At 69.1% G+C, this 25410-nt stretch carries 23 protein-coding genes and 1 pseudogene; 13 read left to right on the top strand and 11 right to left on the bottom strand.

From position 1 onward, the window contains the following. Positions 1-75: 75 nt before the first annotated feature. On the top strand, positions 76-1476 hold the full coding sequence (locus ACGFJ7_RS04920) for an NAD(P)H-quinone dehydrogenase (protein ID WP_360246599.1): 1401 nt from the start codon (positions 76-78) through the stop codon (positions 1474-1476). Here ACGFJ7_RS04920 and ACGFJ7_RS04915 read toward each other — a convergent pair. Then, positions 1406-2137, bottom strand: coding sequence for a DedA family protein (locus ACGFJ7_RS04915; protein WP_360246597.1), 732 nt, complete (start codon positions 2135-2137; stop codon positions 1406-1408). The two genes, ACGFJ7_RS04920 and ACGFJ7_RS04915, sit on opposite strands and share 71 nt — an antisense overlap. 402 nt (positions 2138-2539) lie before the next feature. Between ACGFJ7_RS04915 and ACGFJ7_RS04910 the strand changes: the two genes are divergently transcribed. Then, positions 2540-3085 (top strand): GNAT family N-acetyltransferase, encoded by a 546-nt coding sequence (locus tag ACGFJ7_RS04910; protein WP_392640944.1) that lies wholly within the window; start codon positions 2540-2542, stop codon positions 3083-3085. A 7-nt stretch (positions 3086-3092) separates the two neighbouring features. Here ACGFJ7_RS04910 and ACGFJ7_RS04905 read toward each other — a convergent pair whose 3' ends face one another. Next, a complete protein-coding gene (locus ACGFJ7_RS04905; protein WP_392640942.1) occupies positions 3093-4835 on the bottom strand; it encodes an acetyl/propionyl/methylcrotonyl-CoA carboxylase subunit alpha in 1743 nt (580 codons plus the stop codon). A gap of 34 nt (positions 4836-4869) precedes the next feature. Between ACGFJ7_RS04905 and ACGFJ7_RS04900 the strand changes: the two genes are divergently transcribed. Genes ACGFJ7_RS04900 through ACGFJ7_RS04890 form a run of 3 tightly spaced genes read left to right on the top strand, consistent with a single transcriptional unit; the run spans position 4870 to position 7143 of the window. After that, a complete protein-coding gene (locus tag ACGFJ7_RS04900; protein ID WP_360246591.1) occupies positions 4870-5409 on the top strand; it encodes a PadR family transcriptional regulator in 540 nt (179 codons plus the stop codon). A gap of 32 nt (positions 5410-5441) precedes the next feature. Next, the gene (locus ACGFJ7_RS04895; RefSeq protein WP_392640940.1) at positions 5442-6386 is read left to right on the top strand and encodes an ATP-binding cassette domain-containing protein; all 945 of its coding nucleotides are present in this window, start codon (positions 5442-5444) and stop codon (positions 6384-6386) included. Between the two features lies 1 nt (position 6387). Continuing rightward, a complete protein-coding gene (locus ACGFJ7_RS04890) occupies positions 6388-7143 on the top strand; it encodes an ABC transporter permease (RefSeq protein ID WP_392640938.1) in 756 nt (251 codons plus the stop codon). On the opposite strand, the gene ACGFJ7_RS04885 is transcribed toward ACGFJ7_RS04890, so the two are convergent. From ACGFJ7_RS04885 to ACGFJ7_RS04865, 5 genes are all read right to left on the bottom strand, one after another. Beyond that, positions 7144-7767 carry a Maf family protein gene (locus ACGFJ7_RS04885; RefSeq protein WP_392640937.1) on the bottom strand — a complete coding sequence of 208 codons (624 nt, stop codon included), beginning with the start codon at positions 7765-7767 and terminating at the stop codon, positions 7144-7146. A 64-nt stretch (positions 7768-7831) separates the two neighbouring features. Continuing rightward, on the bottom strand, positions 7832-8869 hold the full coding sequence (locus ACGFJ7_RS04880; RefSeq protein ID WP_392640935.1) for a S8 family serine peptidase: 1038 nt from the start codon (positions 8867-8869) through the stop codon (positions 7832-7834). A gap of 111 nt (positions 8870-8980) precedes the next feature. Next, the gene (locus ACGFJ7_RS04875) at positions 8981-10399 is read right to left on the bottom strand and encodes a hypothetical protein (RefSeq protein WP_392640933.1); all 1419 of its coding nucleotides are present in this window, start codon (positions 10397-10399) and stop codon (positions 8981-8983) included. Next, complete coding sequence (locus ACGFJ7_RS04870) at positions 10399-10827, bottom strand: hypothetical protein (protein WP_360246579.1); 429 nt, start codon at positions 10825-10827, stop codon at positions 10399-10401. Before ACGFJ7_RS04870 ends, ACGFJ7_RS04875 begins: the two co-directional genes overlap by 1 nt. Before the next feature lie 104 nt (positions 10828-10931). Further along, positions 10932-11129, bottom strand: coding sequence for an acyl-CoA carboxylase epsilon subunit (locus ACGFJ7_RS04865; protein ID WP_360246577.1), 198 nt, complete (start codon positions 11127-11129; stop codon positions 10932-10934). A 101-nt stretch (positions 11130-11230) separates the two neighbouring features. On the opposite strand from ACGFJ7_RS04865, the pseudogene ACGFJ7_RS04860 reads away from it, so the two are divergent. From ACGFJ7_RS04860 to ACGFJ7_RS04850, 3 genes and pseudogenes are all read left to right on the top strand, one after another. Continuing rightward, positions 11231-12490, top strand: a pseudogene (locus ACGFJ7_RS04860) (serine/threonine-protein kinase); the annotation flags it as partial. Positions 12491-15216: 2726 nt separating this feature from the next. Next, complete coding sequence (locus tag ACGFJ7_RS04855) at positions 15217-15432, top strand: hypothetical protein (protein WP_360246575.1); 216 nt, start codon at positions 15217-15219, stop codon at positions 15430-15432. Positions 15433-15456: 24 nt separating this feature from the next. Beyond that, positions 15457-16188: a M50 family metallopeptidase gene (locus ACGFJ7_RS04850; protein WP_360246573.1), complete on the top strand. Its 732-nt coding sequence runs from the start codon at positions 15457-15459 to the stop codon at positions 16186-16188. Positions 16189-16195: 7 nt separating this feature from the next. Here ACGFJ7_RS04850 and ACGFJ7_RS04845 read toward each other — a convergent pair whose 3' ends face one another. Beyond that, positions 16196-17782: an acyl-CoA carboxylase subunit beta gene (locus tag ACGFJ7_RS04845; protein ID WP_360246571.1), complete on the bottom strand. Its 1587-nt coding sequence runs from the start codon at positions 17780-17782 to the stop codon at positions 16196-16198. Positions 17783-17901: 119 nt separating this feature from the next. Here ACGFJ7_RS04845 and ACGFJ7_RS04840 point away from each other — a divergent pair, with 119 nt between their 5' ends. Genes ACGFJ7_RS04840 through ACGFJ7_RS04830 form a run of 3 tightly spaced genes read left to right on the top strand, consistent with a single transcriptional unit; the run spans position 17902 to position 20585 of the window. Then, entirely contained in the window at positions 17902-19134 is a 1233-nt protein-coding gene (locus tag ACGFJ7_RS04840; RefSeq protein WP_392640930.1) for a hypothetical protein, read from the top strand. Between the two features lie 16 nt (positions 19135-19150). Further along, positions 19151-20005: a biotin--[acetyl-CoA-carboxylase] ligase gene (locus tag ACGFJ7_RS04835; protein ID WP_392641300.1), complete on the top strand. Its 855-nt coding sequence runs from the start codon at positions 19151-19153 to the stop codon at positions 20003-20005. 4 nt (positions 20006-20009) lie between these two features. Further along, positions 20010-20585, top strand: coding sequence for a PH domain-containing protein (locus tag ACGFJ7_RS04830; RefSeq protein WP_392640928.1), 576 nt, complete (start codon positions 20010-20012; stop codon positions 20583-20585). Here ACGFJ7_RS04830 and ACGFJ7_RS04825 read toward each other — a convergent pair. Genes ACGFJ7_RS04825 through ACGFJ7_RS04815 form a run of 3 tightly spaced genes read right to left on the bottom strand, consistent with a single transcriptional unit; the run spans position 20563 to position 22465 of the window. After that, positions 20563-21099, bottom strand: coding sequence for a GtrA family protein (locus ACGFJ7_RS04825; RefSeq protein WP_392640926.1), 537 nt, complete (start codon positions 21097-21099; stop codon positions 20563-20565). The genes ACGFJ7_RS04830 and ACGFJ7_RS04825 overlap by 23 nt on opposite strands. A 27-nt stretch (positions 21100-21126) precedes the next feature. Beyond that, on the bottom strand, positions 21127-21669 hold the full coding sequence (locus ACGFJ7_RS04820) for a GtrA family protein (protein WP_360243406.1): 543 nt from the start codon (positions 21667-21669) through the stop codon (positions 21127-21129). A 22-nt stretch (positions 21670-21691) separates the two neighbouring features. After that, on the bottom strand, positions 21692-22465 hold the full coding sequence (locus tag ACGFJ7_RS04815) for a sigma-70 family RNA polymerase sigma factor (protein WP_360243403.1): 774 nt from the start codon (positions 22463-22465) through the stop codon (positions 21692-21694). 275 nt (positions 22466-22740) lie between these two features. On the opposite strand from ACGFJ7_RS04815, the gene ACGFJ7_RS04810 reads away from it, so the two are divergent. Then, complete coding sequence (locus ACGFJ7_RS04810; RefSeq protein WP_392641298.1) at positions 22741-24546, top strand: phosphoenolpyruvate carboxykinase (GTP); 1806 nt, start codon at positions 22741-22743, stop codon at positions 24544-24546. 56 nt (positions 24547-24602) lie between these two features. After that, positions 24603-25403, top strand: coding sequence for a hypothetical protein (locus ACGFJ7_RS04805; RefSeq protein ID WP_360243658.1), 801 nt, complete (start codon positions 24603-24605; stop codon positions 25401-25403). The last annotated feature ends 7 nt before the right edge of the window (positions 25404-25410 follow it).

The raw sequence follows: 25410 nt of genomic DNA, 5'->3' as shown, positions 1-25410 counted from the left end.
CGATAGCCCGATCGGGCGGTGGTGGAGAATACAAGGAGTGCGTGTCGGCACATTGGCAGCGTGGAGGGAAGCGTCGTGAGTCGGATCGTGATCATCGGTGGGGGACCGGGTGGGTATGAGGCCGCGTTGGTGGCGGCCCAGCTCGACGCGGACGTCACCCTCGTCGAGGCGGACGGCCCGGGCGGTGCCTGCGTGCTCACCGACTGTGTGCCGAGCAAGACCTTCATCGCCAGTTCCGAGGTGATGACCGGCTATCGGCACAACGAGCGGTTCGGGATCCGCTCGGCCGGCCTGGACGGGGTCACGGTCGACGCGGCCGCGGTCAACGAGCGGGTCAAGCGGCTGGCGCTGGCCCAGTCGAGCGACATCCAGGCCAAGCTGATCAAGGCGGGCGTCGACGTGGTGCACGGCCGGGCGCGGCTCGGCGAGGACACCCTCGGCCACACCCACCAGGTGCTGATCACCCCGCACGACGGTCTCGAATATGCCGTCGATGCCACAACGGTGCTGCTGGCAACGGGTGCGACGCCCCGCGTGCTGCCGACCGCCAGGCCCGACGGCGAGCGGATCCTCGACTGGCGCCAGCTCTACGACCTCACCGAGCTGCCGTCCCACCTGATCGTCATCGGCTCCGGTGTGACCGGCGCCGAGTTCGCCAGCGCGTACCTGGCCATGGGGGTCAAGGTCACCCTGGTCTCCAGCCGCGAGCGGGTCATGCCGCACGAGGACGCCGACGCCGCGATGGCGATCGAGCGGGTCTTCCGCGAGCGCGGGATGACCATTCTCAGCCAGGCCCGCGGCCGTTCGGTGGAGAACACCGGTGACGGCGTGAAGGTCACGCTGGGTGATGGCAAGGTCATCGAGGGATCACACGCGCTCATCGCGGTCGGCGCGGTTCCCAACACGGCCGATCTCGGGCTTGAGGAGTACGGGGTCCAGGTCGGCGACGGGGGCTACGTGACGGTCGACCGGGTGTCGCGCACCAACGTGCCCGGCGTCTACGCGGCCGGCGACTGCACCGGCGTGCTCGCGCTGGCCAGCGTGGCCGCCATGCAGGGCCGCATCGCCATCTGGCACGCGATGGGCGAGGCCGTCGCCCCGCTGCGCCTGCGTACCGTGGCCGCGAACGCCTTCACCGACCCCGAACTGGCCACCGTCGGCGTCAGCCAGAACGACGTGGACGCCGGCCGGGTTCCCGCCCGCCAGGTGATGCTGCCGCTGACCGGCAACGCCCGGGCCAAGATGGCCGACCTGACCGACGGATTCGTCAAGCTGTTCTGCCGCCCGGCCACCGGTCAGATCGTCGGCGGCGTGGTGGTGGCGCCCAAGGCGAGCGAGCTGATCCTGCCGATCACGATGGCGGTGGAGAACAACCTGACAGTGGACCAACTGGCCCACACGATCACTATCTACCCGTCGCTGTCGGGCTCGATTGCGGAAGCGGCCCGTCAGCTGATGCTTCACGAGCTGCAGTAACGGTTTCCTCGGCGTCTTTGCGGCCGCCGAAGATGGCCAGGATCCACCCCGCCGTGCCGAAGACCACGGCGGCGGTGGCGGCGACCGCGAACAGGCGCCAGGCCGACTGGGTGATGGCCGTGCCGCCGACGTGGCCGACCAGCCCGCCGTACGAGCCCCAGGCCAGCGCGGCCAGGCCGTCGTACAGGATGAACAGCTTGATCGGGTAGCCCCGGCGGCCGGCGTGGAAACCGGCCGCCATCCGGCCGCCCGGCACGAACCGGCAGAGCAGCAGCACGAGCGGGCCGGGCCGGCGCAGGCCGCGAGTGAAACGCTCGGCCGCGCGGCGGGTCTTGGACTCCTCTTTGGCCTCGTCGTCGTGCTTGGGCCCGTAGCGGGCGCGCAGCGCGGCCAGCCGGCCCGAGCCGAGGTCGGCGCTGGACCGGCCGAGGCTGCTGGACCGGCCGAGACTGAAGGCGATCGAGTCGCCGGTGAACATGCCGAGCGCGCCGATGGCGATCACCAGCGCGAGATTGAGATTTCCGTAGACAGTCAGCGCGCCGGATGTGATCATGATCGCCTGGATCGGGACCACCGGAATCATCGCGTCGACCGCGAGGAAGCCGAAGAGAGCAAGGTACGCCCACGCCGGTGTTGCCATCATGGTCAACAGTTCGGTCATGGGTCCTTTACCTCACGGGGTGTTAGGGGCCTCTCGGGAATTGTCCGGGGAGGCACCTGAGAATGTGCTGTGTTTCAGGATGCTCCTGATCAGGGCCGGTCGGCGGTGATGCCTGACACGGTATTGTCTCGATCTCCCCGGCGCTCGCGGTTTTTCCTCCCGCCACCGCGTCTTGTCCTATTTGTCACCGGGCAAGTTTTCCGCTGAGCCCCCTCGGGCGTACCGTGAGGTGGCCGGAACTCCGGGTCCCCCGTTCTCGGTGTGCCGGCCGGCGGGCCGTCGGTAGGTCCCGTACCGGCGGCCCGTCTCCTTGCCCACGCTGGGCCTCCCCACGCTGGGCTTCCCTATGCTGGGCCTCCCCACGCTGGGCCTCCCCGTGCTGGGCTTGCCTACCCTGGGCAGATGCCGGTTCTCGCAGCTCCCGTCTACGACGTCCAGAAGTCCTTTTTGGAGGCCATGGCCGAGTACGAGGCGGAGGGCCGAGGCTCGCCCGGCGACCACAGCAACATCGGTAGTGACCTGCGGGTCTGGTCGGCCACGTGGTCACAGCCGGCGGGTTTCCGCAGCTTCGTCGACGCGTTGCGGGCGCAGGCGCTCGAGGCGACGCCCCGCCCGGCCTCGTTCGTGCCGACCACCGTGCTCTGGTGGGTCGAGGGCGTCGACTACCTGGGCCGGCTCAACATCCGCCAGCGCCTGGCGCCCGGGGTTGCCGGCCAGCGGAACGGGCATATCGGTTATGACGTACGCCCGTCGGCGCGCCGCCAGGGCCACGCCACCGCGATGCTGGCCGCCGCGCTGCCCATCGCGGCGTCGCTCGGCCTCGACCGGGTACTCGTCACCTGCGACGTCGACAATGTGGCGTCCCGGCGCACGATCGAGCGCAACGGCGGTGTCGCCGCCGTGCCGATCGACGAAAAGCTTCGTTATTGGATCGTGACCGCTCGCTGAGCCTCGGTCAGTCGATGGTGCAGACGACAGTGCCGGCCGTGACCGTCTCGCCGACCGCGAGGGACAGCCCCGACACGGTGCCCGCCTTGTGGGCCTGAAGGGGCTGCTCCATCTTCATGGCCTCGACCACGACGATCACGTCGCCCTCGGAGACCGTGTCGCCGTCGGCCACCGCGACCTTGACGATCGTCCCCTGCATCGGCGCGGTCAGGGCCGCGGCCCCACCCGCCTGGGCGGTCGCGCCACTTCTGGTCTTCCTGGCCGCCGGCGCCTTCGGCCCGGCCGGGCGGCTGGTCAGGAGCTGCGACGGCAGCCGGACCTCGAGCCGCTTGCCGCCGACCTCGACCACGACTGTCTCGCGCGCCTCGGGCTCGTCGCCCATGGCCGGGGTGGTGAAGGGCTCGACGCCGCCGGCCCACTCGGTCTCGATCCAGCGGGTGTGCACGGTGAACGGCTCGCTCGTGAAGGCCGGGTCGCGCACCACGGCCCGGTGGAACGGCAGCACCGTGGCGATGCCCTCGACCACCGTTTCGTCGAGCACCCGCCGCGAGCGCTCCAGCGCCTCCTCGCGGGTCGCGCCGGTCACGATGATCTTCGCCAGGAGCGAGTCGAAGTTGCCGCCGACCACGCTGCCCTTCTCGACGCCCGCGTCCACGCGGACGCCGGGGCCGAGCGGCCACGCGAGCTCGGCGACCTGGCCGGGCGCCGGCAGGAAGTTGCGGCCCGGGTCCTCGCCGTTGATCCGGAACTCGATCGAGTGCCCGCGGGGCACCGGGTCCTCGGAAATGTCCAAAGTGGCGCCATCAGCGATACGGAACTGTTGGCGCACGAGGTCGAGCCCGGCGGTCTCCTCACTGACCGGGTGCTCCACCTGAAGGCGGGTGTTCACCTCGAGGAACGAGATCGTCCCGTCCTGGCCCACGAGATATTCGACCGTGCCGGCGCCGTGATAGCCGGCCTCCCGGCAGATCGCCTTGGCGCTGGAGTGGATCGAGGCGCGCTGCTCGTCGCTCAGGAACGGCGCCGGTGCCTCCTCGACCAGCTTCTGGTGGCGGCGCTGAAGCGAGCAGTCCCGCGTGCCGACCACGATCACGTTGCCGTGAGTGTCGGCCAGGACCTGCGCCTCCACGTGGCGGGGCCGGTCGAGGTAGCGCTCGACGAAGCACTCGCCGCGCCCGAAGGCCGCCACCGCCTCGCGGGTCGCGCTCTCGAACAGCGACGGGATCTCCTCCATCGTGCGGGCCACCTTGAGCCCGCGCCCGCCACCGCCGAACGCCGCCTTGATCGCCACCGGCAGGCCGTGCTCCCGGGCGAACGCGATGATCTCGTCGGCGTCCGCCACCGGCTCGGCCGTGCCCGGCACGAGCGGGGCGCCCGCCCGCTGCGCGATGTGCCGGGCGGTGACCTTGTCGCCCAGGTCGCGGATCGCCTGCGGGGTGGGGCCGACCCAGGTCAGCCCGGCGTCGATCACGGCCTGGGCGAAATCGGCGTTCTCGCTGAGGAAGCCGTACCCCGGGTGCACGGCGTCGGCGCCGGCCCGTTGCGCGATCTCGATCAGCTTGTCGATGCGCAGATAGGTATCGGCGGCGGTCTCTCCGCCCAGCGCGTACGCCTCGTCGGCGAGCCGGGCCGGTAATCCGTCCCGGTCACTGTCGGCGTAGACGGCGACGCTGGTCAGCCCGGCGTCCTGGCAGGCCCGGATGACCCGGACGGCGATCTCGCCGCGGTTGGCGATCAATACCTTGCGCACGAGGTGAGCCTAGCGGCACTTTTATGCTGACAGGGTGTCCGCTACGCGCATGATGATTCTCGGCCTGGTCCAGTGGATGCAGCCCGTGCACGGCTACGACGTCCGCCGCGAGCTGCTGAGCTGGAACGCCGACAAGTGGGCCAACGTCCAGCCCGGTTCGATCTACCACGCCCTGCGCAAGTTGAGCGAGGAAGACCTGCTCCGCGAGGTGGCGACGGAGCAGGTGGGCGCCCGTCCGGCCCGGACCACGTACGAGATCACCGACAAGGGCGCGGCCGAGTTCCAGGCGCTGCTGCGCAAGGAGTGGTGGAACGTGGCGCCGACGACCGACCCGTTCATGGCGGCCTTCTCGTTCCTGCCGGCGCTTCCGCCGGAGGAGACGGCGGCGGCCCTGCGCAGCCGGGCGACCCAGCTGACGGCGGCGGCTCAGCAGCTGGACGCGGCGATGAAGGCCGAGTGGGCGGACAACAAGCCGGAGTACGTGAGCTGGATGTGGGAGCGCAGCGCCGTCATCTTGGAAGCGGAGATCGCCTGGTGCGAACGAACCGCCAAACGCATCACTGATCAAATTTGACTACTAAAACTTGACGGTCGTACGCTTCCCGCATGATAGAGACTCGCGGGTTGCGCAAGTCGTTCACCTCGCGCCAGGGGCGCGACAAAAAGACCGTCGAAGCCGTCCGCGGCGTCGACCTGGAGGTCGCCGCGGGCGAGATCTTCGGCTTCCTCGGCCCGAACGGGGCCGGCAAGACCACCACCCTGCGGATGCTCGCCACCCTCATCGAGCCCGACGGCGGCACCGCGACGATCGCCGGGGCCGACCTGCGCACCGACCCGGGCGAGGTGCGCCGCCGCATCGGATACGTCGCCCAGGGCGGCAGCACCTGGGACGACTCGACGGCCCGGGAAGAGCTGGTGCTTCAGGCCCGGCTCTACGGCATCGGCAAGGCGGAGGCCCAGCAGCGGGCCGAGCGGGTGCTCGACGGCTTCCAACTGAGTGAGTACGCCGACCGGAAGTGCAAGACGTACTCGGGCGGCCAGCGCCGGCGCGTCGACATCGCGCTCGGCATCATCCACGAGCCCAAGGTCGTCTTCCTGGACGAGCCGACCACCGGCCTGGACCCGCAGAGCCGGGCCCACATGTGGGACGAGATCCGACGGCTGCGCGCGGAGGGCATGACCGTCTTCATCACGACCCACTACCTCGACGAGGCCGACGCGCTCTGCGACCGGATCTCCATCATGGACAACGGCGAGATCGTCGCCTCGGGCACGCCCGCCGACCTCAAGCGGGAGATCTCCGGCGATGTGGTCCGGGTCGGCCTGCCGGTGGACGCGGTGGCGGCCGCGGCGCAGGCCTTGACCTCCTACAAGCTTGAGACGTACGAGGACAACGTGCGCCTGTACGTGGAGGACGGCGCCGTGGCGATCCCACAGATCCTGCGCGCCCTCGACGCCGCGTCGGTTCCGCTCGGCACGATCGAGCTGCACCGGCCCAGCCTCGACGACGTGTTCCTGACCAAGACCGGCCGATCGCTGCGGGAGAACTGACATGAAGCTGCTGCGCGACACCTCACTGATCTTCAACCGGCAGATGCAGCTCCTCCTGCGCAACCCGGTCTGGATCTTCGTGGGCGTCTTTCAGCCGGTCATGTACCTGCTGCTGTTCGCGCCCCTGCTGAAGCCGGCCCTGCAGGTGGGCTCCAACGCCGAGGCGTACCAAATCTTCGTCCCCGGTCTGCTGGTCCTGCTGGCCATCTTCGGCGGCCTGTTCCAGGGCTTCGGCCTGATCGCCGAACTGCGCGCGGGCGTGATCGAACGGTCCCGGGTGACCCCGGTGAGCCGCCTGGCCCTGCTGCTGGGCCGGTCGCTGCGCGACGTGGTCTCGCTGATCGCCCAAGCAGTGATCATCACCCTGCTCGCACTCGTCTTCGACCTGCGCGTGTTCCTGGGCAACCTGCTCCTGGCGTACCTGATGCTGGCCCTGATCTCGCTGATGACCTCGGCGCTCAGCTACGGCGTGGCGCTGGTGGTGAAGAGCGAGGACGCGCTGGCGCCGCTGATGAACACGGTGGCCCAGCCGGTGCTGCTGCTCAGCGGCATCCTGCTCCCGTTGACGTTCGCGCCGGGTTGGCTGCAGGGGATAGCCGACTGGAACCCGTTCTCGTGGGCGGTGAACGGCACAAGGGCCCTGTTCCGGGGCGACCTGGGCGCGCCGGACGTGTGGCAGGGCCTGCTCATCATGGCGGTGCTGGCGGTGGCCGCGGTGGCGTGGGCGGCCCGGGAATTCGCCCGAAGCGTCCGCTAGCTAGTCCTTGCTCCACAACTCGATGATCGGCACACCCATCTCGGCGAGGAGCGTGCGGAGCAGCGGAAGCGAAAGCCCGATGACGTTACCCGGGTCCCCTTCAATCCGGTCGACGAAGGCTCCGCCGCGCCCGTCGAGGGTGAAGGACCCGGCCACGTGCAGCGGCTCCCCGCTCGCGACGTAGGCCTCGATCTCCGCGTCACTGATATCGGCGAAGTGCACGGTGGTGGTCCCGACGGCCTCGGCCTGCTTCCCGCTGACCAGGCTGGTCAGGTGATGCCCGGTGTGCAGAACACCGGACTTGCCCCGCATGCGAAGCCACCGTTTGGTCGCTTCCTCGGCGTTGGCCGGCTTGCCGAAGATTTCCCCGTCAAAGGCCAGAACAGAGTCACACCCGAGCACGACAACCCCCGGGTCGGCGTTGAGCTGGGCGGCGATGGTCCGAGCCTTCATACGGGCAAGCGCAAGACACAGCGAAGACGCGTCCTCAGCCTCCACCACGGACTCATCAACACCACTGACCATCACTTCAGCGTCAATCCCAGCCGCGGCAAGCAGCTGCCGCCGAGCCGGACTGGCCGACGCCAAAATCAGCCGATACGCAAGGTCCTGTTCCTTCTGCACGCCCCGAGGCTACAAGTCAAACACCCGCAAAAGCAGCACACACGACGGCGTTTCCCCCGCAGACCTACACACCCTCACGCCGCCGCCGAAGGAGCACAAAGCCCAAAACACCCCCAAGCCCCACCACGGCAGCAATCCCGCCGTAGAGGAGCCCACGCCCACTCCCACCCTCCGAGTCCTCCTTTTGGGCGGTCCTGACGGCAGCGGAAGTGGCCACAGGACTCGTCGCTGCGGCGGTGGGTACAGCCGGGGTTGGAGCTGTTGAGGCGCCAGCATTAAGCGGTATCACATCGGCTGTAAGCGCCTTAATAAGGTTGAGCCGCCCGAAACCGCACTCATTGTCCCGTCCGGGAGGGCCAATATCGTCAGCCGTGGCGGTGAGTCGATGAACTACCTCTTCAGCGGAAAGCCGAGGGAACTTAGCCCGAACAAGCGCAGCAGCGCCAGAGACAATGGCCGTTGCGGGCGATGTGCCTCCGATATCAGCATATCTAGTTTTCGGCTCTGCGGTCGTTATATCGATACCGGGAGCGCAGATTGTCACCTTAGCTGTCTTAAGTGACGTGGAAGAGTACTTACCGTTTCGTCCTACGGACCCGACCGCGAGAACGCCGTCCATCGCTGCCGGGAATCCTACGATGGTGGACGTAGAACTGTTACCTACGGATGCAACCACAACGATGTTCTCGTCCATAGCTTTCGCCGTTGCATCCTGAACCTTAAAAGAAGGGCCAATCGCTGCCGATATGCTGATGACGCCTGCGCCCTGCGCTATCGCCCAATTCATGCCCTCCGCCATCTCGTTTGCCGGAGCCACATTTTTCGAGTTGGATATCTTTATGGGAATAATTTTAGCAGATGGAGCAAGGCCAAGGACACCATTTTCTCCGCGGCCGTGGGCCGCTACCAGCGCGGCCATCTCGGTGCCATGGCCGGCTCGGTCGTTCTGACCGTTTCCGCTCTCCCCCGACACGAAGGTCTTTCCCGTAAGGAGGTTGCCCTTTAGGTCTGGATGCGGGTAAGTGCCGGTGTCGACAACTGCTACTTTGACCCCTGCGCCCTTTGTAATGTTTTGCGCGTCGGCTACTTTGAGAGCGCTCAAGTGCCATTGGTCACTGCGGAAACTGTCGGCCCTTGCTGGGCTAGAGGGAATAACTACGATGCCTGCAAGAAGAAACGCGGAGGCGGCTGCTAAACTTTTGCGTTGCATTACTTAGAGTCCGATCGCCGGCCCAGGATCGATCCGTCGTTCTCGCGACGGCTCCACCACAGGGTCGACGCCTTCAGGTGTCTGCCAAGGGTTATCGGGATCCCAGCGCGTTCCGTCGGTGCTGTCCGTTCGGCCTGAGCGCCGCTGTCCGCCTTGCCCGTAGGGCATAGCGCTGCCGCCGGCATGTTCTAGCCCTGTAATTCCATGCATGCCTGCTTTGGCAGAAGGTCCGCCACCACCAATTACTCCACCGACGGGGTTTACGCGGCTAACTCCAGGTCGTGCTGTCCCAGGCTGACCCAGCCCTCCGCCGGGAACCGCGCCGATCATTCCGCCGGGTGGCATGGCGTGAAGTCCTCCGGAGTTCGGGCCAATCGCGCGGACCAGACCCTCTTGAGGTGTGCTTACTCCGCGACCCAATCCAGAGACTGGTGGTTGAGTAGAGGGAGTCCCGCCCGTTGGCAGCGTTCCAAGCGGGGGAAACAGGACCGGATTCGACCCGAGCCCCGGCGCGGCACCCGGAACGCCGGGTGTCGGCGTCAGTCCGATAGAAGGCGGTCCCAATGGAGCGGCAGCTGTCGGAGTAGTTCCGCCGAGGATGAGCCCGGGTTGTGTTGCGCCAAGGCCTGGCTGCGGACCACCTATTCCGGGAAGCGCTGCACCGATGCCGGGCTGGCTACTTAAGGGCGGCGTACCCGTGGGCGGGGTGTTGCTTGGAAAAGTGATTTCCGGCCGCCTGGAGGATGCTCCGCTTGCACTGTCAGCAGCGAAGCTCGGCGTGATAGGCGGGATTGGCGGCGCCACATAGGTAGAGCCATCATTGATCTGGGAAGCGTCATCAGTGAACTTCGGCTGATAAGGCCTTGGGGTTCTTATGCTGACCTGGGCGAGAGCCAAATCGCTGCTTACGGTGCTTAGTAGGGCGGCGGCCTTTTGGCGTAGCTGCTCCTGGTGGCCGTCTGGTACGGGGGGCTTTTCGGTGGGGGTGCGGTCTGGGTCTGCTTTTTGGGCCTGCAGCTGCTCGGTGTTGAAAGTGGTCAAGAGCTGGGCGTTGGCCATGTACTCGTCGTGGATGGCCTGGATGTCTTTTTGGGCCAGGCTGATCGACAAGGTGGCTGAGGCGAAGGCGTCGTGGTTGGCCAGGGCTGCCTCGTACGTCTCGTCCAGGTTTTGGATCAGCTCGTCCAGGCGGGTCAAGTAGGCGCGGGCGGCCTCGTTCTTTTCCGGGGGCCACACGGCGGCCAAGTTGTCGCGGTAGTTCTGGACCTGCCAGCGGTGTTCGGTGATCAGGTCGGCTGACTGTTTCCAGCCGGTCAGCAGCTCGTAGTGCTTTGCCGTGTCGGGCTGCTGGATCAGGTTCTGCATGTCGGGGATGGTCATGGCGTACCAGTTGGTGCCGCCTCCGCCGTCTGCTGCCAGCATCAGAGGTCTCCCTCGACGGTTGTGGTCTCGGGTATGCCGTACTTGTCGAAGGCCTTGTCGACGTCGCTGACCTTGGCGTGGGAGAAGGCGTCGGAGCCCGCGTACTTCTTGCTGATGTCGGCGGCGGCCGAGGCGAAGCCCTGCGTGCCGTTCGCGTAGTTGTAGACGTTCTGGTGGGTCACGTCCTGCGCCTCGCGGTGGGCCGTCAGGAACGAGGCCAGCTCGGCGAAGGAGACGTGCAGGGGCGCCAGCGGGGTGCCCATCGAGGCGGACACGCTCTCAAGATGGGGGGCGTAGCTGTCCTTGACGTTGGCGGCGAGCTTGGCCGCGAACTGCTCCATCGCCCTGATGTCGGCCTCGATCTGGCCGAAGTCGGTGGTGCCGTAGTCGCGCAGCCACGCGGGGCCGAGGTCCTCCTCAGGAATCATCGCCATCCTCCCCCGAAGATCGGAACAAAACCGGACCAGCGAGGGTGAGAGTAGTCGGTTGCCGCCAGCCTCGGGGGTGGCTGTGGACAGTGGCCGGCGATGATCTAGCGGGGCAGGGCGGAGGCGCGCCAGGAGGCGGGACGCATCGACGGGCGTGCGGAGCGGGTCCACTCCGACGAGGTGATCCGCGGGGGCTCCCCATCCACTGCGCCCGATGCCGCGGCCAGTACCGTGACCAGCGCGGCCAGCTCAAGATCGGTCGGTTCGCCGCGCACGACGCTGACCAGCGGTTCCTTATCCATCGACCGAGCGTACGACGTGACCAGGGAGATCCGGTGACACGTATCCCACACTCGGCTGATCGATTCGCTGTGGCTCGACAGGACCGGGTATTTTCTCCGTGATGTCTTCCTCGCCCCCGCTCATCGTCGCAGACCGTTACCGGCTCGTCGCGCCGCTCGGTCAGGGCGGCATGGGCCGCGTCTGGCGGGCGACAGACGTCGTCCTGCACCGGGACGTGGCCATCAAAGAGCTCGTCCCGCCGCCCGGTCTGACGCCCGGCGAGCGGCAGGAGATGCGTGAGCGGTCGCTGCGCGAGGCGCGCGCGATCGCCCGGCTCAACAACATCAACGTGGTCCGTGTGTTCGACGTGCTGCGGACCGATGCCGACCCGTGGATCGTCATGGAGTACGTGCCCTCGCGCTCGCTCCAGGACACCTTGGCCGCCGAAGGTCCCTTCAACGCCGTACGGGCCGCGGAAATGGGCCTTGGTGTTCTCAACGCTCTGCGCGCCGCCCACCGGGCCGGGGTCGTGCACCGCGACGTCAAGCCGGGCAACGTTCTGATCGGCGCCGACGGCCGCGTCGTGCTCACCGACTTCGGGCTGGCCACCGTGCCGGGCGACCCCAATGTCACGCGTACGGGTCTGGTGCTCGGCTCGCCGGCGTACATCGCTCCGGAGCGGGCCCGTGACGGCTCGGCCGGTCCCGCCGCCGACCTCTGGTCGCTCGGCGCGACGCTGTACGCAGCGGTCGAGGGCGCGTCCCCGTTCGCCCGTCCGTCGGCGATCGCGACTCTGGCCGCTCTCGCGACCGAGAACCCGCCGCCGGCCCGTAACGCCGGTCCGCTCAAGCCCGTACTCAATGGTCTTCTGCGTAAGGACCCCGCACACCGCATCAACGCCGAGGAAGCGGAGCGCCTGCTGCTGCGCGCCGCCGGTCGTCGCGGCAAGCTGACGTTCCCGATGAGCCCGACCATGCGCCGCCCGGGTGTCGGCCGCGACCGCACCGGCCTGCCCAACACGGGTACCACGCCCGTCGTGCCCGGTCCCCGCCCGCCGGTCCGCCCGACCAACCCGCCCCCGCAGCCTCCTGTGGTGAGTGGCCGTCCGGCGGCCGGCGACGGCCGGCCGCCGATCTTCACCCCGGGCAAGGCCACTGTGGGCCGTCCGGCCGCCGAGACGCCGACTCGTGTCGACCGCCCGGCCAAGCCGCCCCGTACCGATCCGCCCAAGACCGACAAGCCGCGCCTCGACGCCACCCGCGTCGACGGTCCCCCGGTGCGAGACGACAAGACCGCTTTCTTGAGTACGCGTCGGGGACCGGCCCCCGACGCGGCGCGTCCCAACGCCGTGCGCCCCGAGCCCCCGAATGGCACACCGCCGCGGACGACCCGGGCCGGGCACGCTGGTTTCACCGCGGCCGACGTCGCCGCCGCGCGCAGGGGCCGGCCGGCCCCCGCCAACGACGCCACCACAGTCGTGCCCACCCCGAAGCCGATGCCGGCCGACGCGACAACGGTGATGCCGCGCGTCGTCGGCAAGCCGCCGGTGGACGCCACGACGGTGGTGCCGTCGCCGGCCGACGCCACGACCGTGGTTCCCGCGCCGAAGCCGTCGATCGATGCGACCACCGTGGTTCCTCCGCCGAAAAAGCCGGTCAAGGCGCCCACGAAGAGCGCGCCCCCGGCCACGGCTGAGGCGAGTGCGGTCACTGAGTCTCCTTCCGGGTACGCCGGAAGCCCGGCGACCGGGAAGCCCGAACAGAACGCCGCGCCCGAGCAGATCGCCGCGCCCGAGCAGGTCGCCGCGCCCGAGCAGGTCGCCGCGCCGGAGCCGAAGACGGAGCCGCACGCCAAGGTCACCGAATCGCCGGCAAGGGTCAGCGAATCGCCGGCGAAGGTCAGCGGGACGCAGGCAAAGGTCACGGGCTCGCAGGCGAAGGTCAGCGGGCCGCAGGCGAAGGTGGCGCAATCGCCGGCGAAGGCCGGCGAGCCACAGGCTAAGGTCACCGAGTCGTCGGCAGGGGTCAGCGAATCCCAGGCCGAGGTCAGCGAGCCGCGAGCCAAGGGTGGGGTGTCGCAGCCGACGAAGAGCGAAGCTCCGGCCGCAACGGATAAATCCGTTAAATCCGGCACCTCGTCGGCTGGGGTGATCGCGCCCGCAGCGGACCCCAAATCGAGTAGCGGTGCCGACTCGAAGCTCGATTCGGACGTGAAGGCCGAAGGTTCGTCGGCGGCAGTGGACAGCGCGGCGGCTGATTCTGTGACCGCGGTTGACTCCTCGACGACGGTTGACTCCGCGACGGCGGCGGCTGACTCCGCGAGGGCGGCGGCTGACTCCGCGACGGCGCCTGACTCTGCGGCGGCGGCTGACTCTGCGACGGCGGCGCACTCTGCGGCGGCGGCTGACTCTGCGACGGCGGCGCACTCTGCGGCGGTGACGGCTGGCTCTGTCGCGGCGATGGAATCTGCGGTGGCGGGAACTGGCTCTGCGGCGGCTGACTCCGTGACAGCAACCCACTCGGCGACGGCGGCGGAGTCCGGGACGGTGGCCGAGACGGCGGCGGCTGTGGAAGCGGCGGCACCGGCTTCGGCGGCGGGCTCCGCGACGGATGTGGATGGTGCTCCGGCCGGGGGTGGCTCGACCAGCAAGAAGGTTGAGAAGCCGGACCTCGAGTCGGTTGACGCGTCCGCATCGCCGGAGAGGGGCGAGGCCGCGGCGTCTCGGACGGACGCCGACGTCGCGGTCGAATCCACCTCCAGTCCCGCGGCTGGAGGGCCCACGTCGGAAGAAGCTCCGGCGGCTGAAGCCTCTGCGGTTCAGGCGACCACGCCAGAAGCGCCCACGATGTCGCCGGCTCCCGCGTCGGGAGCATCGACGTCGTCGGGTGCCCTCGCAGCGCCGGCGCCTGCCTCGAGTGCTTCGGCGGCGGCGAAACCGGCTACGGAAGCGGCCGCGAAACCGGCTACGGAAGCGGCTGCGAAACCGGCTGCGGAAGCGACTGCGAAACCGGCTGCGGAAGCGGCTGAGGAAGTGGCTGAGGAAGTGGCTGCGGAAGCGGCTGCGGAAGTGGCTGCGAAAGCGGCTGAGAAGTCCGTGGCGAAGTCGGCGGCGCGGAAGTCGGCGGCCATGCCTCTGGGCAAGCCCGCGGCTCCGGCCGTGGACGAGCAGGCCGGTGGCGCTTCGGACGACAAGAACGCCACGCGGCTGGTTGCCGATCTGGGTGGAACCGACAAGACGGCGGTGGCCGGGATGCTTCCGCCGCGGCGGAAGAGCTCCGACATGCCGGCCATGCCGGGGGTCAACCGGTCGAACCGTCCCGCGTGGACGCCCATGCCGGTCACGCCCGCGTATTCGAGCAGCCCGGGCGTCACCGTCTTCGGTACCCGGCTCACCTATCGCCAGGCCGCCGTCGGGTTCGGCGTACTGCTGCTCATCGTCGTTCTGGTCGTCGTGCTCGCCGTTCAGGCCTTCGGCGACGACGACAAGCAGCCCGACCCGAACGCGGTTGCCCCGACCACCTCGGCGGCCGCTGCCCCGCCCGCCTCGGCGCCGGCCGGTGCCGTCGCCTCGCCGAGCAAGCCGCCGACCACGACGGCGGCGGCGAGTGGGTTGCCGGCCGGCTGGACCCTGCGTACCGACGCCACGGGTTTCAAGGTCCCGTTGCCGCCGAATGCCACGCGGCGGGTGACCGCCAACGGTATCGAGTACAAGTGGAACAACCGCCTGCTCATCGTGTCGCAGACGACCAGCCCGCAGGCCGACGCGTACGACGACTGGGTCGAGCAGGAGAAAGACCGCTCGGGCAGCATCTACGAGTACCAGAAGGTCCGCGTCGACCGGGTCACCGGCTTCTTCAAGAACGCCGCCGACTGGGAGTACTACTACACGACCAGCACCAACAACCGGCAGCACGTGATCAAGCGGAACTTCGTCGTGAACGACCACCAGGCGTACTCACTGAACTGGTATGTCAGCCCCGACGACTGGGACGCGTCCCAGGCCGACATCAAGGCCATCTACGCCGGATTCAAGTCGAAGTAGTCCCTCGGGCGCGTGATTCGCCGGATGAATGGGTAGTTCACGTCGTATCACCGAGGAGGTGCGACATGAACTGCCGACGGTACGGCAGTAAGCCCAGCGTAGGATTCTGGGTGCTGATCGGGTTCGCGGATCTCGTTGTGCTGACCGTGACCATCGGCCCCCTGGCCATGGTCGCCATCATCGCCCTGCTGGCCGTGTTCGCCGGCGGTGTGTACGCCGCCCGCACGCTCACCAAGCGAACCGAAGCCCCGGCGAAGGCGGTAGTGCGGCATCACCCATAGCGTGATCGGCTACAGTTCGGCGCTGTGTCGATCGAAGGTGTGACTGACTTCTGGGACAAGCTGCTCGGCGCCCAACCGGACCCGCCCGGTCTGCTGGTCCTGCTCACCGCGCTGGCCGGCCTGCTGGCCGTGTCGTTCCGTCCGGTGTGGCGGATCGCCCGTAACGCCGTCACGATCGCGCACGAGGGCGGTCACGCGCTTTTCGCGCTGCTGACCGGCCGCCGGTTGCGCGGCATCCGGCTGGAGTTCGACACGTCCGGGCTGACGCTTTCGTCGGGTCGCCCGACCGGCCCCGGCATGATGTTCACCCTGCTCGGTGGCTACATCGCGCCGTCGCTGGTGGGCCTGCTCGGTGCCTGGCTGCTCGGCGGCAACCGGATCACGCTGCTGCTCTGGCTGGCCGTGGTTCTGCTGCTGCTCATGCTGATCAACATCAGGAACCTGTTCGGCGTGGTCTCCCTGGTGGTGACGGGCGCGATCGTCTTCGTCGTCTCCTGGTACGCGTCGCCGCAGGTGCAGGCCGCGTTCGCGTACGTGGGCGTCTGGTTCCTGCTGTTCGGCGGCGTCCGCCCGGTCTTCGAGCTGCAGAGCCTCCGGCGCCGAGGCCGCATGCCCGAGTCGGACGCCGACCAGCTCGCCCACGTCACACACGTCCCGGCGATCTTCTGGGTCGGCGTCTTCCTGGTGGTGAACCTGATCGCCCTGGTCGTGGGCGCCTTCCTGCTCGCCGGCCAGTGGCTCCCCAGCAACGCCTGACAAGCGCCTACAGCGGGATGTTCCCGTGCTTTTTCGGCGGCAACGTCTCCCGCTTCGTGCGCAGCATGCGCAGCGCCTGCACCACCTGGGCTCGCGTCTCCGACGGCTGGATGACCGCGTCGACGTAGCCGCGTTCGGCCGCGATGTACGGGTTGGCCAGCGTGTCCTCGTACTCCTGGATCAGTTCGGCCCGCCGCCCCGCCGGGTCCTCCGCCGACGCCAGTTCGCCCCGGTAGAGGATGTTCACCGCGCCCTGGGCGCCCATCACCGCGATCTGCGCCGTCGGCCACGCGAAGTTCATGTCGGCGCCGAGGTGCTTGGAGCCCATCACGTCGTACGCGCCGCCGTAGGCCTTGCGGGTGATCACCGTGATCTTCGGGACGGTGGCTTCGGCGTACGCGTAAATCAGTTTGGCTCCTCGCCTGATGATGCCGTCCCATTCCTGCGTCGTTCCCGGCAGGAAGCCCGGCACGTCGACCAGGGTCAGCACCGGAATGTTGAAGGCGTCGCACGTACGGACGAATCGGGCCGCCTTCTCCGAGGCCGCGATGTCGAGCGTGCCCGCGAAGTGGGTCGGCTGGTTGGCGACCACGCCGACCGGGCGCCCCTCGACGCGGCCGAAGCCGACCACGATGTTCTGCGCGTAGAGCGGCTGCACTTCGAGGAAGTCGTCGACGACCGTCTCGACGACCTTCTTGATGTCGTACGGCTGGTTGGCCGAGTCCGGGATCAGGGTGTCCAGCGCCAGGTCGTCCGCGGAGGGGGACAGATCGGCCGGCATCTCGAACACGGCCGGCTCGTCGAGGTTGTTCGACGGCAGGTAGGACAGCAGCGCCCGTACGTAGTCGATCGCGTCGTCCTCGTCGGCGGCCAGGTAGTGGGCGTTGCCGCTGCGCGTGTTGTGGGTGCGCGCGCCGCCCAGCTCCTCCATGGCGACCTCTTCGCCGGTGACCGTCTTGATCACGTCGGGGCCGGTGATGAACATGTGTGAGGTCTGGTCGACCATCACGGTGAAGTCGGTGATCGCGGGGGAGTAGACCGCGCCGCCGGCGCACGGGCCCATGATCAACGAGATCTGCGGGATGACTCCGCTGGCTCGTACGTTGCGGAAGAAGATGTCGGCGTAGAGGCCGAGTGCGACCACGCCTTCCTGGATGCGGGCGCCACCGGAGTCGTTGATCCCGATGATCGGGCAGCCGGTCTTCATGGCCAGGTCGAGCACCTTGACGATCTTCTCGCCGAAGACCTCGCCGAGGGAGCCGCCGAAGACGGTGAAGTCCTGCGAGAAGACGCAGACCTGCCGGCCGTCGACGGTGCCGTAGCCGGTGACCACACCGTCGCCGTAGGGGCGGTTCTTCTCGAGCCCGAAGTTGGTCGAGCGGTGCCGGGCGAGCGCGTCGAGTTCCACGAAGGAGCCCTCGTCGAGCAGCATGGCGATCCGCTCGCGGGCGGTCTTCTTGCCCCGGGCGTGCTGTTTCTCGACGGCACGCTCGCTTCCGGCGTGCACGGCCTCGTCCGTACGGCGGGTGAGGTCGCCGATCTTGCCGGCGGTCGTGTGGATGTCGTCCCGGGCCGTGTCCGGCTGCGTCGTCACAGTGGTTCCTCACGTTTTCCGCGAAGGGTGGAAACAGCGGACTTGATCGTAGTGCGAGATCGGCTCGCGCGCCGCTACGGGTGCGTTTCGCACTCAATGCCCCATTCGTTACGCCTCACGTGACGAACTGGATGACCGCGGCCGGGATCGCCCTCATCGCCGGCGGCATCGCCACTCTGATCTGTTTCCGCAGCGTGCTGTTCCGTGTCGGAGGCCGCCGGGCGGGTCGGAGGGCGGTCCGTGAGGCCACGCGCACCGCGGTCCTGGAGGCCGAGGCGAGGGCGCCTCGCGGCGTGCGGGGAAGCCGGCGCCGGGGCCGGACCGCGGCGCCGGAGGAGGACGAGCGCGGCGGCCTCGCGATGATCGGCCTGGCCGCCGAGGAGGACCTCGAAACCCCGGCGGCTCGGCCCAGGCGCCGGCGTCGCCGTCAGGAATCGATTTCGTACGCCGATGGGCACGGCCAAGCGCACGAGCCGGTGGCCTCGGAGCTCGCGGAAGACGTCTTCCCGGAGTCCGCCCTCGAGCCGGTGCCGGCGGCCGCGCTGGAACCCGAGCTCGATCCGGAAGGTGAACTGGAGCGGGACCGGGAGTTCGAGCGCGAACTGAGATTCGAACGCCAGCGGGAGTTCAGGCGCGGCCTGGAGTTCGGCCCCGAGCCGGAGCTCGATTTCGGTCGAAAGCCGGAGCCGGAGCCGGAGCCGGAGCTCACGTTCGCGCCGGAGCCGGAGCCGGAGCCGGAGCCGGAGCCGGAGCCGGAGTTCGAGCCGGCGCTGGAGCGCGAGCCGAGCCGGGATGCCGAGCGGGACTCGGCGACCGGAGCCGGCGAAGAAAACGCGCCGGAGCCCGCGCCCCGATCCGCCGCCCGTCTCGGTCACCGGGTCGAGGGCTGGGTCCGCCCCGAATACCGGCAGACCCGCGACGAGTTGCCCTCCGGCGAGTACTGGACGCCGATCCCGGTCGAGCTCGACGCCGACCACGAGCCCTCCGCCAAGGGCTACGGCTGGCCGGTCGCCGTGGAGCGGCTTCCCCCGGTTCCCGACTACGAGCCGGCCACCGGCTTCGACCTCACCCCCGTCGAGATGGAGCCCACCCAGGCCGTGCCCGCCTGGCCTCTCGACGACGGCGACCGCTCCGGCCGGATCCGTCTGCCGCGCAGCTGGCAGACCCGCAACGACAAGCGCCGCGCGGCCCGCGACCAGCCCACCCCGCCCCGCGAGTGGCGGCCGGAGAACGAGGCGGTCCCGGCCGAACGCCGCCCGCGTCCGCGCCCGCGACCCCGCCCGGTCGACCCCCCGCCGTCCCATCCGAGCCGCGTCTACGTGAGCCGCCACGCCGCCGACCCGCCGCAGTGAAGCGGACTAGGCTCTGCTGATGTCTTCGCCGTACACCGACCTGGACCGTCCGCCGCTGTCGCCTCGGGCGCTGGAGCGGGCGCTCGTGACGCCCGGCGGTTTCTGGCGGCGGCTCGATCTGCGGGCTGAGACGGCCTCCACCAACGCCGACGCCGTCGCGGCCGCGCAGGCCGGGGAGCCCGAGGGCCTGGTCGTGGTGGCCGAGAGCCAGAGCGCCGGCCGGGGCCGCCGTGACCGGCAGTGGACGTCCCCGCCGCGGGCCGGGTTGACCTTCAGCGTGCTGCTGCGACCCGGCGTGCGGAACGAGGAGCGCGGCTGGCCCGCCGTGCCGCCCGGCGCCCTCGGCTGGCTGCCGCTGCTGGCCGGGGTGGCTCTGTCCGAGGCCGTGACCCGGGTGGCCGAGGTCGAGGCGGCCCTGAAGTGGCCGAACGACCTGCTCGCGGCCGGCGGTAAGTGCGCCGGCATCCTGGCCGAGGCCTCCGGCGACGCCGTAGTGGTGGGGATCGGGCTCAACGTGAGCACCCGGGCCGAGGAGCTGCCCGAGACCAACGGGCTGCCCGCCACCTCACTTCGGGTGGCCGGCGCTCCGGTCACCGACCGTGACCCTCTGTTGCGGGCGACACTGCGCGGCATCGCCTCCTGGTACGAAGGGTGGCGCGGCGCCGACGGGGACGCCGAGATGTCCGGCCTGCTCGCGGCGTACCGGCGGAACTGCGCGACCATCGGCCGGCAGGTCCGTGTGCTGCTGCCGGCCGGCGGCCCGCTGGAGGGCGAGGCCACCTCGGTCGACGCCGACGGCCGCCTGGTCGTCCGTACGGCGGACGGCGCCGACAATCGCGTCTCGGCGGGTGACGTGCTGCACGTACGCTGACGGCGTGGCGTTCCCTCAGGAAGTGCTGGCCGAGGAGGAGGAACTTGTCCTCCACCTGCGTCCGCATTGGAAGTCGGCGATCCGCCCGGGCCTGATCGTTGCGCTGGCGGTCGTCGTGAGCACCGTGGCCTGGGTGATGCTGCCGACCAACGAGGGCGGCCGCATCGGTTTCGGCGTGGTCGCGCTGATCATGCTTTATCAGGGCGTCCGGTACGGGGTGACGCCGCTTGTCAAGTGGCGGTGCACCCACTACGTGCTGACCAGCGAGCGGATCCTGCTTCAGGATGGCGTGATCGCCCGGGAGCGGCGTGACCTGCCGCTCAACCGGGTCAACGACCACGTGGTCAACCAGTCGGTGCTCGACCGGGTCTTCGGGTCGGGCACGTTGAAGGTCGACTCGATCGGCGAGCAGGCCGTCTTGCTGGCCGCCGTCCCGCGGGCGCAGAGCGTGCAGACCCTGCTGTACGAGCTGATCGAGCAGGATCGCCTGCGGCACCCGGAGGACGAGGAGGAAGAGGAAGAGCCGGAGCTGCCGGTGCAGCAACGGCGCGGCCTGTTCAGGAGACAGGCGAAGAACTAGCTTGGGGCTCTTCCTCGGTGCTCAGCTCGGCCAGGCCGGCGGCGGCGTCGAGGTCGGCCAGCTCGGCCTCGTGGCCGTCGACCGGCGGCTTGAGGAAGACGAAGGTCCGGTAGGCCCAGAACCGGAAGATCGTGGCGACCACTATGCCGAGCAGGGTCACGCCCATGAACTCGTACTTGTTGTGCTCCTCGGTCAGGCCGAAACCGTACTTGCCGACGGCGATGGCGCCGGACTGGATGACCATGCCGATCAGGTTGAAGCCGAAGAACAGCGTGTACTCACGGCGCAGCGCTGTGCGCGTGTGGTGACGGTACGTCCAGTAGCGGTTGGCGAAGTACGCCAGGGTGGTCGTGATGACCGTGGCGACCACGCTGGCCTTGACCGCGCCGATCGGCAGCAGCGCCCATGTGATGGCCATGTAGAGCAGCGTGTTTCCGGCGCCGATGACACCGAACGCGATGGCTTCGGGGGCGAGACGGCGCAGGTGTGACGTCAGCGAACTGACAGAAGGCATTGGGCAACCTTACGGGAGAGTGGGCTGTTACGCCGTGTCACGAACGGGGGATGCAGGCGGCGTCACATGAGCCGCCCGGCCGTCGTGAGGGGGTGGCGGGCCCGGCGGGGTCGCCGCGGGAAAGACGAACCGGCGGTACGACCAGAAGCGGAACAGCGTGCCGACGGCGGTGCCGACCAGCTGGCCCGAGATGTTGTCCGCGAGCCGCGTCTGGAAGACCGGCCAGACGCTGCCCAGGCCGTAGTGGCTGATGGCCAGGCAGGCGAGCCCGATGCCCAGGCCGATGGCGTTGAGCACGAAGAACATCGTGTACTGCCGGGTGATGTTCGTGTGGGCCGCGTGCCGCCAGGTCCAGAACCGGTTGCCGGTGAACGCGACGGTGGTCGCCAGCACGGTCGAGATGGTCTTGGCGAACAGCGTTTCGACGCCGGCCTGGAGCAACACGTTGAAGATGGCGAGGTCGATGGCGAAGGAGATGGTCCCCACCGTGCCGAACTTGCCGAGCTCCCGGACGAGTCCCCGAATCCTTACGCGCAGGCCCGAGGGCTGCGTCGGCGAGATGTCGGGCACGGTCCGAGCGTACCGGGGGTCGTCACGCCCCGCTGTTTTCGTTGGCGAGTCTTAACCCCCGCTGCTGGTACGGCGGGTGCATGTCGCTGATCTCGGCGATCTCGGCGACCCGTTCGCGGCACCCGGCGCACCAGCCCAGATGCAGGCGCATTCGGTTGCTGTCCCGGGGCGCGAGACGCCCGCGCAGGTGGACCCCGAGGCGGTCACCGGCCCACCGGCATTCCGGGTGCTTGGCCACCGCGACGTGCTGTTGGAGGTAGAGGCTGCGCAGGCCTTCACGGGCGCGGTGGGCGAGCACGGCCACGGCGTTGGGGGTCATCCCGAGCATGCCGGCCACCTCGGAGGGGGTGTTCCCCTCGACCGCGGTCTGCCACAGCACGTCGCGCCACCGCTCGGGCAGTTGCCGGAACGCGGCCGCGGCGTACGCCCGTTCCAGGCGGTCCAGGGCCGGGTCGGTGTACGGCTGGCCCTCGTCGTACCGGGTCAGATCGTCGGTGAACTCGATCCGCCGGTCCCGCCGGGCCCGGTGGTAGCAGACGTGCCGCATGGTGGTGGCGAGGTAGGCGCGGAAGGCGACCAGCGGTCCCCGGCCGGCCCGCAGGGCGGCGAAGACCTTGGCGAACGTCTCGGCCACCAGATCGTCGGCGTCGGCCGGGTCACGGGTCAGGCCGTACGCCAGTTGCCGGGCCGCCGCGTGGTGCCGTTCGTAGAGCGTGCCGTACGCCGCGGTGTCCCCTTCACGGACCGCCGCCAGCAGTTCGGTGTCCGTGTCGGTTGGACTGCCCGGGATGGTCATTCCTGCCTCCTAGGAGAGGAAAGCCCGATTACCCAAGCTTAGGGGGTTAAGTCCGTTTTGTGAAAGTCGACGAACGGCGGGGCGCGACCCCGGCCGAACCGGCGATGCTGCGCGGAACTGCGCTCAATGTCGAAGAATCGAACGTCCGTAAGCAAACCTGCCGAGGATTGTGCGGTTATCCACAGCAACTACCGATGAACACAACGTTGCATCCCCTTAGGCTGCGATGACTCCCCAAGACTGCAAGTGGTCCTGGTCAACGCCGACCGAAGGAGATCACCGTGCCCCCTACTTCTCATCCCAGGCTGCTCGCCTGGATCGAAGAAGTAACCGCCCTGACCACCCCCGACCGCGTCGTCTGGTGCGACGGCTCGGAGCAGGAGTGGCGAAATCTCACCGATGCCCTGGTCGAATCGGGCTCGCTCGTGCGGCTCGACCCCGAGAAGAAACCGAACTCGTTCTGGGCGCGCACCGACCCCGGCGACGTCGCCCGGGTCGAGGAGCGCACCTTCATCTGCTCGGCCGACGAGGCCGACGCCGGCCCCACCAACAACTGGATGGCGCCGGCCGAGATGAAAACGACCATGACCGAGCTCTACCGGGGCTGCATGCGCGGCCGCACCATGTACGTCGTCCCGTTCTGCATGGGCCCGCTCGACGCGCCGCAACCGATGTTCGGCGTGGAGCTGACCGACAGCCCGTACGTCGTGGCCAGCATGCGCATCATGACCCGGATGGGCGCCGGCGTCCTCGAGGCCATGGGGGAGGACGCCGACTTCGTGCCCGCGCTGCATTCGGTCGGCGCGCCGCTCGCGCCGGGCGAGAAGGACGTCCCCTGGCCGTGCAACGACACGAAGTACATCTCGCACTTCCCGGAGACCCGGGAGATCTGGTCGTACGGGTCCGGGTACGGCGGCAACTCGCTGCTCGGCAAGAAGTGCTACGCGCTGCGCATCGCCAGCGTGGCCGCCCGCGACGAGGGCTGGCTGGCCGAGCACATGCTGATCATGAAGCTGACCTCGCCCGAGGGGCAGGTCCGCTACATCGCCGGCGCGTTCCCCTCGGCCTGCGGCAAGACCAACCTGGCCATGCTCGAGCCCACCCTGCCCGGCTGGAAGGTCGAGACCGTCGGCGACGACATCGCCTGGATGCGGTTCGGCGAGGACGGCCGGCTCTGGGCCACCAACCCCGAGTTCGGCCTGTTCGGCGTCGCGCCCGGCACCGACTTCCACACCAACCCCAACGCGATGCGCACGCTCGCCCGGGGCAACTCGGTCTTCACCAATGTCGCCCTCACCGACGACGGCGACATCTGGTGGGAGGGCATGGGCGAGCCGCCGGCCCACCTCACCGACTGGAAGAACCAGGACTGGACCCCGGACTCGGAAACCCCGTCGAGCCACCCCAACAGCCGATTCTGTACGCCCATCGAGCAGTGCCCGATTCTCGCCGACGAGTACCACGACCCGCGCGGCGTGCCGATCGACGCGATCCTGTTCGGTGGCCGTCGCCGCACGACCGTCCCGCTGGTCACCGAGGCCCGCGACTGGGTGCACGGCGTCTACCTGGGCGCGACCCTGTCGTCCGAGACCACCGCGGCCGCGGTCGGCCAGGTCGGTGTGGTGCGCCGCGACCCGATGGCGATGCTGCCGTTCATCGGCTACCACGCCGGCGACTACTTCCAGCACTGGATCGACATGGCCAAGGGCGCGTCCGGCGACGCCGCCAAGCTGCCCAAGGTCTTCTACGTGAACTGGTTCCGGCGCGGCGACGACGGCCGGTTCCTGTGGCCCGGCTTCGGCGAGAACAGCCGGGTGCTCAAGTGGGTCGTCGAGCGGCTGGACGGCAAGGGCGAGGCGGTGGAGACCGCGATCGGGCACGTGCCCACCCCGGACGCCCTCGACCTGACCGGTCTCGACCTCGACACCGACGATCTCGAGGCCGTGCTGCGCGTCGACCGCGACGAGTGGCTGGCCGAGATTCCCCAGGTCACCGAGTGGTTCACCAAGTTCGGCGACAAGCTCCCGGCCGTGTTGTGGTCCGAGTTGGACGCTCTGCGGGCCCGTCTGGCCGACGCCTGAGCGCCGGCGCCCGCCTCGCCCTCGCGTGAGGCGGGCGCGTACCGGGTACCAGCGGAATCGTGCCCCGTGCCCTCCGCGTTCTGACCGTGCTGCTGGTGACCACCGCGGCCGTCACCGTGCTGGTCGAGATCCTCAACTACTCGTACGCGCCGGAGCACGGCTTCGGCCTCGCGGTCCGCACCGGCTGGGCGCTCCTGCGCACCCTCGGCTGGCTTCTGCTGATCTGGCAGGTCCGCCGGTCGCGGGCGGCGGCCCGGCCGCTCGGCCTGATCCTCGCCGTCACCACGATCTTCGCGGTGGGCCGTCTCGTCGTGCCGCGATCGGGGACGCCACCCATGGCCGGCGTGATCGGCTTCGCCGTCCTGGTCGTCCTCTGTGTCACGGTGGTCGCCCTGCTCTACCGGCATCCCGTCGTGCGCGACCATCTGGTGCACCAGCCGAAACGGTTTGGGCCGCGCCGGGCCCCCGTCAGCGGGTGGCTGCTGACGGCCCGGCTCGCCGCCTTCACGTACAGCCCGTTGATGTTGGTGCCCTGTCTCATCTCGTTCGGCGAGCTGCGAGACCGGCCACAATGGCTGCTGGCCGTGGTGTTCTGGCTGTTCGCCGGCATCGCGGTCAGCTACGCGGTGCTGCTGTGCACGATCTTCCTGATGCGCGGGAAGGCGGGAGCGCGCCGGGCCCTGGGCTGGGTGACCTTCTTCGTCCTGCTCTGGGACCTGCCGCTCTGTTACTTCCTGCTCGGCGCCGACGGCCTGATCCGGGACGGCGCTCCGCTGGTGGCCGCCGCGCTGCTCACCTGGTACGCCTTGTACCGGGCCGCCGCCGTGGCCGACCTCCCCACCGGGGCGCGTATCTGAGGAGGAC

This window comes from Actinoplanes sp. NPDC048988 (assembly GCF_043197815.1).
In the GTDB taxonomy this organism is placed as follows: Bacteria; Actinomycetota; Actinomycetes; order Mycobacteriales; family Micromonosporaceae; genus Actinoplanes.
This window is presented reverse-complemented; position numbering and strand designations above follow the sequence as displayed.